Origin of the sequence: Rhodovulum sp. YNF3179, from assembly GCF_050586465.1 — a bacterium.
GTDB lineage: Bacteria > Pseudomonadota > Alphaproteobacteria > Rhodobacterales > Rhodobacteraceae > CAJXYS01.
This window is the reverse complement of the sequence record NZ_JBOCEG010000001.1, coordinates 187,126-199,469: the sequence shown is the minus strand read 5'-3', so window position 1 is coordinate 199,469 and position 12,344 is coordinate 187,126. Positions and strand designations below refer to the sequence as shown.

Annotated in this window: 16 protein-coding genes; 11 read left to right on the top strand and 5 right to left on the bottom strand. The window is 69.4% G+C overall.

Annotated elements, in window-relative coordinates:
- Positions 1-68: 68 nt before the first annotated feature.
- Positions 69-932: a hypothetical protein gene (locus ACQ5SP_RS01050; RefSeq protein ID WP_430935527.1), complete on the top strand. Its 864-nt coding sequence runs from the start codon at positions 69-71 to the stop codon at positions 930-932.
- A gap of 6 nt (positions 933-938) precedes the next feature.
- Here ACQ5SP_RS01050 and irrA read toward each other — a convergent pair whose 3' ends face one another.
- Positions 939-1,355, bottom strand: coding sequence for an iron response transcriptional regulator IrrA (gene irrA / locus ACQ5SP_RS01045; protein ID WP_430935525.1), 417 nt, complete (start codon positions 1,353-1,355; stop codon positions 939-941).
- 175 nt (positions 1,356-1,530) lie between these two features.
- On the opposite strand from irrA, the gene fabA reads away from it, so the two are divergent.
- The 4 genes from fabA to ACQ5SP_RS01025 are packed head-to-tail and all read left to right on the top strand — an operon-like array spanning position 1,531 to position 4,633.
- On the top strand, positions 1,531-2,037 hold the full coding sequence (gene fabA, locus ACQ5SP_RS01040) for a bifunctional 3-hydroxydecanoyl-ACP dehydratase/trans-2-decenoyl-ACP isomerase (RefSeq protein WP_430935523.1): 507 nt from the start codon (positions 1,531-1,533) through the stop codon (positions 2,035-2,037).
- 34 nt (positions 2,038-2,071) lie between these two features.
- Positions 2,072-3,295: a beta-ketoacyl-ACP synthase I gene (fabB, locus tag ACQ5SP_RS01035; RefSeq protein WP_430935521.1), complete on the top strand. Its 1,224-nt coding sequence runs from the start codon at positions 2,072-2,074 to the stop codon at positions 3,293-3,295.
- 5 nt (positions 3,296-3,300) lie between these two features.
- A complete protein-coding gene (locus ACQ5SP_RS01030; RefSeq protein ID WP_430935519.1) occupies positions 3,301-4,089 on the top strand; it encodes an enoyl-ACP reductase FabI in 789 nt (262 codons plus the stop codon).
- A gap of 4 nt (positions 4,090-4,093) precedes the next feature.
- Positions 4,094-4,633: an AAA family ATPase gene (locus ACQ5SP_RS01025; RefSeq protein WP_430935517.1), complete on the top strand. Its 540-nt coding sequence runs from the start codon at positions 4,094-4,096 to the stop codon at positions 4,631-4,633.
- Here the strand turns inward: ACQ5SP_RS01025 and ACQ5SP_RS01020 are convergent.
- Both ACQ5SP_RS01020 and ACQ5SP_RS01015 read right to left on the bottom strand, forming a co-directional pair.
- Positions 4,619-5,011, bottom strand: a complete 393-nt coding sequence (locus tag ACQ5SP_RS01020) for a VOC family protein (protein ID WP_430935515.1) — start codon at positions 5,009-5,011, stop codon at positions 4,619-4,621. The two genes, ACQ5SP_RS01025 and ACQ5SP_RS01020, sit on opposite strands and share 15 nt — an antisense overlap.
- A gap of 106 nt (positions 5,012-5,117) precedes the next feature.
- Entirely contained in the window at positions 5,118-5,546 is a 429-nt protein-coding gene (locus tag ACQ5SP_RS01015; RefSeq protein WP_430935513.1) for an FKBP-type peptidyl-prolyl cis-trans isomerase, read from the bottom strand.
- Between the two features lie 176 nt (positions 5,547-5,722).
- Between ACQ5SP_RS01015 and ACQ5SP_RS01010 the strand changes: the two genes are divergently transcribed.
- From ACQ5SP_RS01010 to ACQ5SP_RS01000, 3 genes are read left to right on the top strand one after another with little or no spacing between them, the layout of a single operon-like run.
- On the top strand, positions 5,723-6,412 hold the full coding sequence (locus ACQ5SP_RS01010; protein ID WP_430935511.1) for a haloacid dehalogenase type II: 690 nt from the start codon (positions 5,723-5,725) through the stop codon (positions 6,410-6,412).
- Positions 6,409-7,236 (top strand): alpha/beta fold hydrolase, encoded by an 828-nt coding sequence (locus ACQ5SP_RS01005; RefSeq protein ID WP_430935509.1) that lies wholly within the window; start codon positions 6,409-6,411, stop codon positions 7,234-7,236. Before ACQ5SP_RS01010 ends, ACQ5SP_RS01005 begins: the two co-directional genes overlap by 4 nt.
- Positions 7,233-8,213 carry a threonine ammonia-lyase gene (locus tag ACQ5SP_RS01000; RefSeq protein WP_430935507.1) on the top strand — a complete coding sequence of 327 codons (981 nt, stop codon included), beginning with the start codon at positions 7,233-7,235 and terminating at the stop codon, positions 8,211-8,213. The genes ACQ5SP_RS01005 and ACQ5SP_RS01000 overlap by 4 nt, the downstream gene beginning before the upstream one ends.
- 7 nt (positions 8,214-8,220) lie before the next feature.
- On the opposite strand, the gene ACQ5SP_RS00995 is transcribed toward ACQ5SP_RS01000, so the two are convergent.
- The gene (locus ACQ5SP_RS00995) at positions 8,221-9,129 is read right to left on the bottom strand and encodes a 2-dehydro-3-deoxygalactonokinase (RefSeq protein WP_430935505.1); all 909 of its coding nucleotides are present in this window, start codon (positions 9,127-9,129) and stop codon (positions 8,221-8,223) included.
- Positions 9,130-9,211: 82 nt separating this feature from the next.
- A complete protein-coding gene (locus ACQ5SP_RS00990) occupies positions 9,212-10,222 on the bottom strand; it encodes a zinc ABC transporter substrate-binding protein (RefSeq protein ID WP_430935503.1) in 1,011 nt (336 codons plus the stop codon).
- Positions 10,223-10,300: 78 nt separating this feature from the next.
- On the opposite strand from ACQ5SP_RS00990, the gene ACQ5SP_RS00985 reads away from it, so the two are divergent.
- The 3 genes from ACQ5SP_RS00985 to ACQ5SP_RS00975 are packed head-to-tail and all read left to right on the top strand — an operon-like array spanning position 10,301 to position 12,329.
- Positions 10,301-10,798: a transcriptional repressor gene (locus ACQ5SP_RS00985; RefSeq protein ID WP_430935501.1), complete on the top strand. Its 498-nt coding sequence runs from the start codon at positions 10,301-10,303 to the stop codon at positions 10,796-10,798.
- Positions 10,795-11,535 (top strand): metal ABC transporter ATP-binding protein, encoded by a 741-nt coding sequence (locus tag ACQ5SP_RS00980; RefSeq protein WP_430935499.1) that lies wholly within the window; start codon positions 10,795-10,797, stop codon positions 11,533-11,535. The genes ACQ5SP_RS00985 and ACQ5SP_RS00980 overlap by 4 nt, the downstream gene beginning before the upstream one ends.
- Positions 11,535-12,329 (top strand): metal ABC transporter permease, encoded by a 795-nt coding sequence (locus ACQ5SP_RS00975; RefSeq protein ID WP_430935497.1) that lies wholly within the window; start codon positions 11,535-11,537, stop codon positions 12,327-12,329. The genes ACQ5SP_RS00980 and ACQ5SP_RS00975 overlap by 1 nt, the downstream gene beginning before the upstream one ends.
- Positions 12,330-12,344 lie beyond the last annotated feature (15 nt).

Genomic DNA, 12,344 nt, shown 5'->3' with positions numbered 1-12,344 from the left:
TGCTCGCGCAGGACGGGGACCCCTATCCGGTAATGGTGTGTTATCCCTGCCGCGGCAAGGTCCGCCCGATGGTTTTCAACGATATCGACGCCTTCCTCGACCGCGCGGCGCGTGAGCGCCGCGACGCGCCGCTGGCGCTCGTGTTCCTGGAAGACGGGCGTGCCGCCGGCGCGACGGTGCAGCATCTGCGCCGCCTCGGCTTTGCGCGGATCGCCGTGCTCGGCGCGCCGCACCACGCGCTCAACCCGGCCCATGCCGCCCATGTCGACCGGATCCGCTATGACGCCACGGTTCCGGGCGCCGTCGCGGCGGCGGTCGACGCGGTGACGGCCGCGACGCCGGGGCGCTGGATCCATTACTGCTTCAACGCGGAATTCCTGTTCTTCCCGTTTTGCGAATCCCGCTCGATTCGGGATCTCGTGACCTTCGTCGAGACGGAACGGCGCGCGTCGGTGCTGACATTCGTGGTCGATCTCTACGCCGGGGATCTCGCCGCCCATCCGGACGGCGTCGCGCCGGAGGATGCCCATATGGACCGTGCCGGCTATTTCGCGCTGCCCCGCCGGACCGCGACCGGCCATCCCCACGAGCGGCAGCTGGACTTCTACGGCGGCCTGAAGTTCCGCTTCGAGGAACACGTGCCGCCGGCGCGGCGCCGGATCGACCGGGTCGGGCTTTTCCGCGCCGCGCCCGGCCTGCGGCTTGGCGACGATCACCGTTTCAACATCCAGGAATACAACACCTATGCCTGCCCCTGGCACAACAACGTGACCGCCGCGATCTGTTCGTTCCGCAGCGCCAAGGCGCTGCGCGCGAACCCCGGCTCACGCTTCGAGATCGGGCGTTTCACGTGGGATCACTCTGTGCGGTTCGAGTGGCGCGCGCAGCAACTCATGGATCTGGGCCTGATGGAACCTGGCCAGTGGTTCTGAGCCGGCTCAGCTGCGGCGCAGCCGGATCACGACGTCGACCTTGGCGATTTCCGTCCCCTCGGGGGCCCGCGGAAGGCTGTCGATCCGCAATTCGTCCTGGGGGGCATCGGTCAGCGCGCCGGTGTCTTCCCAGAAGAAATGCGGGTGATCGTCGATCCGGGTGTCGAAATAGGATTTGTTGCCGTCCACGGTGACCTCCTTGATGAGGCCCGCGTCGCAGAACGCCCGCAGGGTATTGTAGACCGTGGCCAGGGAAACGCCCTCGCCCGCCGACCGCGACGCGTCGTAGAGGCTCTCGGCGGTGACGTGCCGGTTCTGGCCGTCGCCCACGAGCAGGGCGGCCAGCGACATGCGTTGGCGCGTCGGGCGCAGCCCCGCGCTGCGCAGCCATTCGGCGCCTTTTTCGAGGGTCTCCGGTTTCATGCGGCGGTTCTGTCCTTTTCGTCTCTGCTGAATATGGAGCCTTCGGGCCCTGTTTTCAAACGGAATCGGGTGCGGCACGGCCGCCCGCGGCGGCCGGTGTGGCTATTGCCTATTCTCCGAGCGGGGTGATAGGAGGAAGCGGATCATACCGCAAAAACCACGGGGGCGAGCCTGAATGCCGGATTACCCAACCCATTTCGACAAGGACGGACTGCTCCGGTGCGCGCGCGGCGAGCTGTTCGGTCCGGGCAATCCGCAACTGCCGGAACCGCCGATGCTGATGATGGACCGGGTGACGGACATCTCGGCCGATGGCGGCGAACACGGCAAGGGCCACGTGGTGGCGGAACTCGACATTCACCCCGATCTCTGGTTCTTCGCCTGCCATTTCCCGGGCGACCCGGTCATGCCCGGCTGCCTGGGGCTGGACGCGCTCTGGCAGCTGACGGGGTTCAACCTGGGCTGGCGCGGCATGACCGGCCGCGGCCGCGCGCTCGGCGTGGGCGAGGTCAAGTTCACCGGCATGGTGACGCCCGAGACGAGCAAGGTTACCTATTACGTCGATTTCACACGCGTCATCGACCGCAAGCTCAAGCTTGGCCTCGCCAATGGCCGGATGCTGGCGGATGGCGAGGAAATCTACACCACGACCGACATGAAAGTCGGTCTGTTCACGGATTGATAGACCCCGGCACCGCCGGAAAAGGAGGCCACGCATGCGCCGCGTCGTCGTAACCGGACTGGGTATCGTTTCCCCGATCGGCAACAGCCAGGAAGACGTCACGAAATCCCTGCGCGAAGGCCGCTCCGGCATCACCTTCGCCGAGGATTACGCCGAAAAGGGCTTCCGCAGCCAGGTCCACGCCAAGCCCGACATCGTGCTCGAGGACCACATCGACAAGCGCCAGCTGCGCTTCATGGGTCCGGGGGCGGCCTACAACTACATCGCCATGCAGCAGGCGATCGAGGACAGCGGGCTCGAGGAGTCGGACGTGTCGAACGAACGCACGGGGCTGATCGTCGGGTCCGGCGGGCCGTCGACCTCGAACTTCCTGACCGCACACATGACCGTACTGGAAAAGGGCGCGCCCAAGCGGATGGGACCGTTCATGGTGACCCGCTGCATGTCTTCGACCAATTCGGCCTGCCTCGCCACCCCCTTCAAGATCAAGGGCGTGAACTACTCGATCACCTCGGCCTGCTCGACCAGCGCGCACTGCATCGGCAACGGGGTGGAACAGATCCAGCTCGGCAAGCAGGACATCGTCTTCGCCGGCGGCGGCGAGGAAGTGGACTGGACGCTCAGCTGCCTCTTCGACGCGATGGGGGCGATGAGCTCCAAGTACAATGACACGCCGACCACGGCCTCGCGCCCCTTCGACGCCACCCGCGACGGCTTCGTGATCGCCGGCGGCGGCGGTGTCCTGGTCCTCGAGGAACTTGAGCACGCCAAGGCGCGCGGGGCCAAGATCTACGGCGAGGTGACGGGCTACGGCGCCACCTCCGACGGCTACGACATGGTGGCACCGTCGGGCGAAGGCGGCGAACGGTCGATGAAGCTGGCGCTCTCGACGATCGGCGACCGCAAGGTCGATTACATCAATGCCCACGGCACATCGACGCCCGCGGGCGACGTGACCGAAGTCGAGGGCGTGCGCAACGTTTTCGGCGCGGACAACGTGCCCCCCATCGCCTCGACCAAGTCGCTGACCGGCCACAGCCTCGGCGCCACCGGCGTGCACGAGGCGATCTATTCGCTCCTGATGATGCATGGCGGGTTCATCGCCGCCTCCGCGAACGTGACGGAGCTCGACCCGGCGCTGAAACCCGAGGAGATCGTGACCGAGTTGCGCGAGGCGGAACTCGACACGGTGCTGTCCAACAGCTTCGGGTTCGGCGGCACCAACGCAACGCTGGTCTTCAGCAAGTATCACGGATGAGCGGAATGGCGGAGTTGATGAAGGGCAAGCGCGGCCTGGTGATGGGCGTCGCGAACGAGAAGTCCATCGCCTGGGGCATTGCCAAGGCCATGGCGGCCGAAGGCGCGGAGCTTGCCTTCACCTACCAGGGGGAAAACTTCGGCAAGCGGGTCCTACCGCTTGCGCAGTCGCTCGGGTCGAACTTCATCATGGACGCCGACGTCATGAACGACGAGTCCATGGACCGGGCTTTCGAAACCCTCGCCGGCGAGTGGGGCAGCCTCGATTTCATCGTCCATGCCATCGCCTATTCGGACAAGACCGAACTCACCGGGCGCTTCATCAACACGACCCGCGAGAACTTCCGCGACTCGCTGACCATATCCTGCTACTCGCTGATCGACGTTGCGCGCCGGGCCCGGCCGCTGATGACGAACGGCGGCGCGATCCTGACCCTGACCTACCAGGGATCCAACCGCGTGACGCCCTATTACAACGTCATGGGCGTGGCCAAGGCGGCGCTGGAATCCGCGGTCCGCTACCTCGCCAACGATCTCGGCCCCGAGCAGATCCGCGTCAACGCGATCAGCCCCGGCCCGATGCGCACCCTCGCCGGGGCGGCCATCGGCGGCGCGCGCAAGACCTTCAAGACCACCGAGATCAACGCGCCCCTGCGCGCGAACGCCACGCTCGAGGCGGTGGGCGGCACCGCCGTCTACCTGGCCTCGGATTACGGCGCCTGCACCACCGGCGAGATCGTCAAGGTGGATGGCGGCTACCACGTTCTCGGCATGCCGCAGATCGAGAACCTCTGAGCCCATGTCCGGTGCGGCCCTCGTCGTGCTGGGCGGGCTGCCGGCCACGGGGAAGTCGACCGTGGCCCGGCATTTCGCCCGGGCCGCCGGGGCGGTTCACCTGCGGATCGACACCATCGAACAGGGCATCCGCGATGCCGGGCTGGCCGGCACGGAGATGGGCCCGGCGGGGTACGTCGTGGCACACGGGATCGCGGCGGATAACCTGGCGCTGGGCCGCGTGGTCGTGGCCGACAGCGTGAACGCGCTTGCCCTGACGCGGCAGGGCTGGCGCGACGTCGCCCGCCGTGCCGGCGTGCCTACGCTCGAAGCCGAGATCGTCTGCAGCGACCGCGAGCAGCACCGTCACCGGGCAGACTCCCGCGAGCCGGGCGTACCCGGGCTCGCGCTGCCTGACTGGCAGGCGATACAGGCACGCCATTACGAAGCCTGGCCCGAGGCCGACCTGACGCTCGACACCGCCCGGCTTACCCCCGACGGGGCCGCCGCCGCGCTGGCGGAGGCGCTGGCCCGCAAGACCGCGGCAGGGTCAGCCGATCTCTGACCCGGCCGGGGTCATCAGCCCGACCATCGCACCGGTCGGATCGGAAAGGATCGCGATACGGCCCACATCCGCCATCTCGAAGGGTTCGCGCGCCAGCGCGCCGCCCGCGGCGACGGTGTCGGCGATCGCGGCATCGAGATCATCGACCGCGATATAGGTGAACCAGTGGGCGGGAACGCCTTCGAGTTCCTCCAGCCCGGTCATGTCCATGACGCCCGCCACGGGCTGACCGTCGCGCATGGCGACCAAATAGGTTCCGCCGGGCATCGGCATCTCGTCCCAGCTCCAGCCGCAGACTTGCCCGTAATAGGCCATCGCCGCCGCGGGATCGCGGGTCATCAGTTCGGACCACCAGATGGCCCCGTGTTGTTCTGACATGGAAAACGCTCCTCGAACTCGTACTCAGAGCCACGAGGATACATGATTCCGGCGGCGTTGGCGCGCGAAATCGGGGGCCCGGGCCCACCGGCCCGGGCCGTCGCGATCAGACGATCTCGACCAGTTCGACGGCGAAGTTGAGATCCTTGCCGGCGAGCGGGTGGTTGGCGTCCAGGACGACCTCGTCCTCGGTCACCTCGGCCACGCTCACGGCGACGGCCTGGCCGTCCGGCGTCTGCAGCTGAAGCTGGGTGCCGATATCCAGCGGGATGTGCTCCGGCACCTGGTCGCGCGGCACCGCCTGGGTGCGGCCGGGATCGTGGTCGCCATAGGCCTCGGCGGCGGCGACGGTGACCGACTTGGCCTCGCCGACTGCCATGCCTTCGACCTCCTTGTCGAGGCCGGGGATGATCTCGCCCGAGCCGACGGTGAATTCCAGCGGGTCGCGTCCCTCGGAAGAGTCGAAGGTCGATCCGTCGCTCAGCGTGCCGGTATAATGAATGCGGACTTTGTCGCCCGGCTTTGCCTGGGTCATGAGGTACTCTCTGTTTTTGGGAGGGTTGATTTGAGAGGCCGCGCGCGCAGGCGCAGGTTCTCCGGGGTTCGGACCCAAGGTAAACACGATCTCGCTTATGTAAACCCTCGGGGCGGGAATCGGGGTATCAACCGCGCCGGGGCTGTGCAAGAGTTCGCCCCCGAGGAGGAGGAGAGATGCCCGTCACCACCTGCGTATTCGACGCCTACGGCACCTTGTTCGACGTCGCCGCCGCGGCCCGCGAGGCCGCCGGCGAACCCGGTCGGGACGCGCTGGCCGCACGGTGGCGGGAGCTGGCCGAGCACTGGCGGCAGAAGCAGCTGCAGTATACCTGGCTCCGGGCCGTATCGGGCACGCATGCGGATTTCTGGGAGGTCACGCAGAACGGGCTCGACTGGGCGCTGGAGAAGACCGGGCTCGACGGCCAGGCCGAACTGCGCGAACGCCTGCTCGCGCTTTACTGGGAACTCGCGGCCTACCCGGAAGTGCCCGGAATGCTCGGCGCGCTCAAGGCGGCAGGCCGCACCACGGCGATCCTGTCGAACGGCTCTCCCGCCATGCTGGCCGGCGCGGTCGACTCCGCCGGGCTCGGGGACATGCTGGACGACGTGCTCAGCGTGGAAAGCGTCGGCGTCTTCAAGCCCCATGCCGGGGTCTACGATCTCGTCGGTCAGCGCTTCGGCTGCGACCGGAACGAGGTGCTGTTCGTGTCGTCCAACGGCTGGGACGCGGCCGCGGCCAGCGGCTTCGGCTTTACCACGGCCTGGGTGAACCGCGCGGGCGACCCGATGGATCGCCTGCCCTGGACGCCGCAGCACGTCCTGCCGGACCTGACGGGCATCCCGGCGCTCGCGGGGGTGGAATGACGCAGTTTTTCACCAGTTCCGACGGCTTGCGCATTGCCTACCGCGACGAGGGCGCGGGCCTGCCCGTGCTCTGCCTTTCAGGGCTCACCCGCAACGCCTCCGATTTCGATTACATGGCGGCGCAGCTTGACGGCGGGCGGCTGATCCGCATGGACTACCGCGGCCGCGGGCAGTCGGCGTGGTCCGACGACCCGATGAGCTACGCGGTCCCCGTGGAGGCCCGCGATGCGCTCGAACTGCTGGACCATCTCGGTCTCGAGCGGGCCGCGGTGATCGGCACGTCCCGTGGCGGGCTGATCGGGCTCTTCCTCGCCGCCACGGCCAGGGATCGCCTGGCGGGGCTGCTGATGAACGACGTCGGCCCGGAAATCGAGCGCGCCGGGCTTAAGAAGATCTTCGACTATGTGGGCCGGAATCCCGCCTTCGGGAGCCACGCGGACGCCGCCGCCGCCATGCCCGCGCTGATGACCGGTTTCTCGGACGTCCCCGCGGGCCGCTGGCTGGACGAGGTGCGCCACCATTTCGACGAGACGCCGGACGGGCTGCGCATCAACTACGATCCCGGCCTGCGGCAGTCTTTCCTGGCCGCCTTCGAAGGCGAGCAACCGGATCTCTGGCCGCTCTTCGACGCGCTGGAAGGGCTGCCGGTGGCACTGATCCGCGGTGCGAACTCCGATCTTCTCTCGCGCCGCGTTGCCGACGAGATGCGCCGGCGGCGCCCGGACATGCTCTTCGCCGAGGTGCCCGGCCGCGCCCATGTCCCCTTTCTCGACGAAGCGGAGAGCCTGACGGTGATCCGCGAATTCCTGGACCGTTGCCAATGACCGACATCACCATGATCGAGGCCGCCGCCGCGCGGCTGGAGGGCCATGTGCGGCGCACGCCGCTCCTGTCCTCGCCGTTTCTCGACCGGCTTGCCGGGCAGCGCGTCCTGGTGAAGCCCGAATGCCTGCAGCACACGGGCTCGTTCAAGGCGCGGGGTGGCTGGGCGGCGGTCTCGGCACTGGACGCGGCCGCGCGCCGGGCGGGCGTGATCGCCTATTCCTCGGGCAACCATGCGCAGGGCGTGGCGCGTGCCGCGGCGGCGCTCGGCGCGCCGGCAGTGATCGTGATGCCGTCGGATGCACCGCGGCTCAAGATCGAGAACACGCGCGCGCTGGGCGCGGAGGTCGTGCTCTACGACCGCGCGCGCGAGTCCCGCGAGGAGATCGGCGACCGCATGGCCGCGGATCGCGGGCTGACGCTCATCAAGCCCTATGACGAACCGGAGGTGATCGCGGGCCAGGGCACCTGCGGGCTCGAGATCGCCGAGCAGGCCGCCGCGGCCGGGGTGACCGAGGCCGACGTCCTGGTCTGTTGCGGCGGTGGCGGCCTGACCGCCGGCATCGCGCTGGCGCTGGAGGCCCGCGCACCGGGGCTGCGCGCGCGGCCCTGCGAACCCGAAGGCTTCGACGACACGGCCCGCTCGCTCGCGGCGGGGCGCGTCCTGGGCAACGACCGGCTGACCGGCTCGATCTGCGACGCGATCATGACGCCGGAACCGGGGCAGCTCACCTTTCCGATATTGCGGAAACTCTGCGGCCCGGGGATCGTGGCCAGCGACGAGGACTGCCTGCGCGCAATGGCCCAGGCCTTTCTTCGGCTGAAGATCGTACTCGAACCGGGCGGCGCGGTGGCGCTGGCCGCGGCGCTGTTCCAGCCGGATGCGGTCGCCGGGGACACGGTGATCGTGGTCGCCACCGGGGGAAACACGGACGCCGCGACCTACACGGCCGCGCTGGAGCGTTTCGGCACGGGCTGAGCCCGGGTCAGTCGAGCGTGGCCCGGATGCGGGCGAGCCCGGCGCGCACCATGCGCCCGGAATCCTCGCTTGCCGGCGGCATTCCCTGCGCTGTCAGCGCCGCGCCATAGACCCCGGCGAGCCCTTCCCCGGCGATCACGGCGACCTCTTGTCCAAGCCAGTAGGGCCGTGCGGCGGCCAGTTCGATCCCGACGAGGAGCCCCGACAGCCGCGCCCGGGCGGCCTCGGGGGCGAGGTCTTTCAGAAGGTATTCGGCGCGCAGTTCAAAAAGCCGTGCCGCCACGCGCTCGGGTTTCGACAGCGCGTCGTCGAGCGCCGTGCGGAAGGCCCCGGCCTCCCAGCCGCCCTGCCCCATGCCGTGGCGCAGGATCGAGCGCGCGGCCAGCAGGTCGAACAGCTCTCCCGTCATGAAGCTCTGGAAACTCACCACCTCGCCGGCGCTGATCTGAACCCAGAAACTATGCGTGCCGGGCAGGCAGAGCACACCGTCGAAATCCGGCCGGCCGGCGAGGAACCCGGCGATCTGGGTCTCTTCGCCACGCATGACGGCCGCCGGGTTGTCCTGGCAGAGCCCCGGCAGTATACGCAGCGCGATGCGCGGGTCGTCGCAGGGCAGTTCGGGCGGCGGGGCCTCGGCGCGCGGGGTGCAGGGCACCTTGCGATAGGGGATCTCGGTCCAGCCCTCGCGCGACCCGATCGCGCCGCAGGCCAGGACGGGCGTCCGCCGGCCATCGGCCAGCCAGTGCCCGATCCGGTCGGCCAGGGCCGGGGCGAACCCCGCCCCGGAAAGCGCGGCGACACCGGGACCGGTCGTCTGGCCGATCACCTCGCCCCCCGCGGACATCGCCCAGGCCCGGAGCCGCGTGTTGCCCCAGTCCGCGGCGATCCAGTCCACTGCGCCTGCGTCGTCTGTCATCTGGGTCTCCGGCGATTCCGCCGCGGCCCGCCCGCGGCACCGGCCCGGCCTACTGCCGGGCCGGCGGTGGCGTCAACACCGGCTAGCGCGTCCCGAGGCAGTCGATCATCCCGTCGGCGAGGCCGCGGATGAGCGCGGGATAGAGTTTCGCCCCCGGCGCGAGATCCGCGCCCAGCGGGTCGAGCGTTCCGGTCTGCGCCGTGCTGCCCTCGATCAGCGTGTCGACGAGCCGCGGCGGAAACTGGGGTTCGGTGAACACGCAGGCCGCGCCGGTGTCGCGGATCAGGTCACGGATCTCGGCCACGCGGCGCGGACCCGGGTCCGTCGCATCGGAGACCGAGACCGCGCCCGCGGCCTCGATATCGAAACGCGCCTCGAAATAGTGATAGGCGTCGTGGAAGACCACGAAGGGCAGGCCGCGCACCGGGGCCAGCCGTGCATCCGTCTCCGCGACCAGCGCTTCGAGTTCCTCCTCGGCCAGGGCTGCGTTGCTGCGATAGGTGTCGGCATTCTCCGGGTCCGCGGCCGACAGGGCCGCCGCGATGGCGTTCAGCCAGAGCGCGGCATTCGCCGGATCGAGCCAGAGATGCGGGTCGATCGCGCCATGGTCGTGAGTGTCGTGATCGTCGTCGTGACCGTGGTCGTCGTGAGCATGGTCGTCATGGGCGTGGTCGTCGTCATCGTCATGACCGTGGTCGTCGTCGTCATGGGCGTGGTCGTGATCATGGGCCTCGAATGTCGCGCCCTCGCGCATTTCGAGGCGGGCGAGTCCGGGCGTTTCCGACAGGGTCATGATCTCGGCCGTGCCGCCAAGCGTGTCCAGCGCCTCGTCGAGCCAGGGGGTCAGGACCGGGCCGACCCAGAACACGATATCGGCTTCGGACAGGGCCCGTGCCTCGGAAGGGCGCATCGCGTAGTCATGGGGCGAGGCACCGGGCCGCAGCAAGAGATCGGGATCCGCGACCCCCTCCATCACCCGCGCGGTCAACGCATGGATCGGCGGGATGTCCGCGACGACGCGCGGCGGGTCCGCCGCGACGGCGCCGGAGAAGAACACGGAAAAGCTCGCTAGCACTGGAAAAAGGGGTTTCATCGCGGTCTCGCCTTGTCTATTGCCGGGAACGGCTCCTGCATATATGATATGTAATACTATAACAATCAGAAAGTCGCCATGTCCGCCCCTGTTCACTCCGTCGCCTTCGAGAGCCATGACCACGCCGGCTGCGTGGCCGGCGTGATCGCGCGCGTCGAGGCGGTCTGCGACCGGGAAAAGCTGCGCCTGACGCCGGTGCGGCGCCGGGTGCTGGAAATCCTGCTCGAGACCCACGCGGCCATGGGCGCCTACGACGTGCTGGAGCGTCTCGCCGCCGAAGGACTCGGCCACCAGCCGCCGGTCGCCTACCGGGCGCTGGATTTCCTGGTCGAGAACGGCTTTGCCCACCGGATCCGGCGGCTCAACGCGTTCACGGCCTGCATGCATCCCGGCGAGGCCCATGCGCCCGCCTTCCTGATCTGCCATGACTGCGGCTCGGTCGCCGAAGCCGACAGCGCCGCGGCCCGCACGGAGCTGGACGCGGCGGCGGCGGCGCTGGGCTTCGCCATCGACCGCACCGTGATCGAGGCGGTCGGGCTCTGCCCGGCCTGCACCGCGCCGGAGCCGCGCCCATGAGCCTGATCGACGCCGAGAACGTCACCGTCCGGCTGGGCGGTCAAACCGTGCTGGAGGCCGTGGATTTCCGGATCGCGCGCGGCGAGATCGTCACCGTGGTCGGACCGAACGGGTCCGGCAAATCGACGCTGATCCGCACGCTGGTCGGCGCGCTCCGCCCCGCGCGGGGCCGCGTGCGCCGGGCGCCCGGGCTCTCGATCGGATATGTGCCGCAACGGCTTCACCTCGACGAAACGATGCCGGTCACGGTCGGCCGGTTCCTCGACCTGCCGGATCCGCAGCCGCCCGAGGCCGTCGCGGCCGTGCTCGCACGCGTCGGGTTACCGGGCCTGGTCGGCCGCAGCCTGCGCGGGCTCTCGGGCGGGCAGTTCCAGCGGGTTCTGCTGGCCCGGGCGCTGCTGCGCGACCCGGACATCCTCGTCCTGGACGAGCCGACGCAAAGCCTCGACCAGCCGGGCACGGCGGAATTCTACAAGCTGATCGAACAGGTTCGGGCCGAAACCGGCTGCGCGGTGCTGATGGTCAGCCACGACCTCCACGTCGTCATGAGCGCCTCGGACCGGGTGATCTGCATCAACGGCCATGTCTGCTGCGAGGGCACGCCCACCGTTGTCTCGGCCGCGCCGGAATACCGTGCGCTGTTCGGGCCGGGCACCGGCGGGACGATGGCGCTCTACCGCCATGAGCACGATCACGGGCACGAACATGCCCACGCCCACGGGCCGGGGGACGGCTGATGCTGGACGATTTCCTCCTGCGCGCGGCGCTGGCGGGCGTCGGACTCGGGCTGGCCGCCGGTCCGCTGGGCTGTTTCGTCGTCTGGCGGCGCATGGCCTATTTCGGGGATGCGACGGCCCATGCCGCGATCCTCGGCGTCGCGCTGGCGCTGGCGCTGGAGATCTCGATCTTCGCAGGCGTTCTGGCCGTGGCCCTCGCCGCCGCGGCGGTGGTGGCCGGCCTTGGCGGGCGCGCCCATTCCACCGACACGCTGCTCGGGGTCGTCGCGCATTCGACCCTTGCGCTGGGGCTGGTGGCGGTCTCGCTTCTCGACGGCGTGCGGGTCGACCTGCTGGGCTATCTCTTCGGCGACATTCTCGCGGTGGGCCGCGCCGACCTGGCGGTGATCTGGGGCGGCGCGGCGGCGGTCCTCGGGCTGCTGGCCTGGCGCTGGCGGCCGCTGCTGACGGCAACCCTGAACGCCGATCTCGCCTTCGCCTCGGGCATCGATCCCCGGCGCGAGCGGATGGTGCTGACCCTGGCGCTGGCGCTGGTGGTCGCGGTGGCGATCAAGGTGGTGGGGGCGCTGCTGATCGCCTCGATGCTGATCATCCCGGCCGCCGCGGCGCGCAGCTTTGCCCGATCCCCCGAAGGCATGGCCGCGCTCGCCGCGCTCTTCGCCGCCGGGGCGGCGCTGGCCGGGCTTGGGGCGTCCTTTCACTGGGACACCCCCACAGGGCCCACGATCGTCGCGGTCGCTGCGGCCGGCTTCGCCGTCGCACTCGCCGCCGGGCGGGCGATCCGGCAGGACTGACCCCGCGCGCCGGGC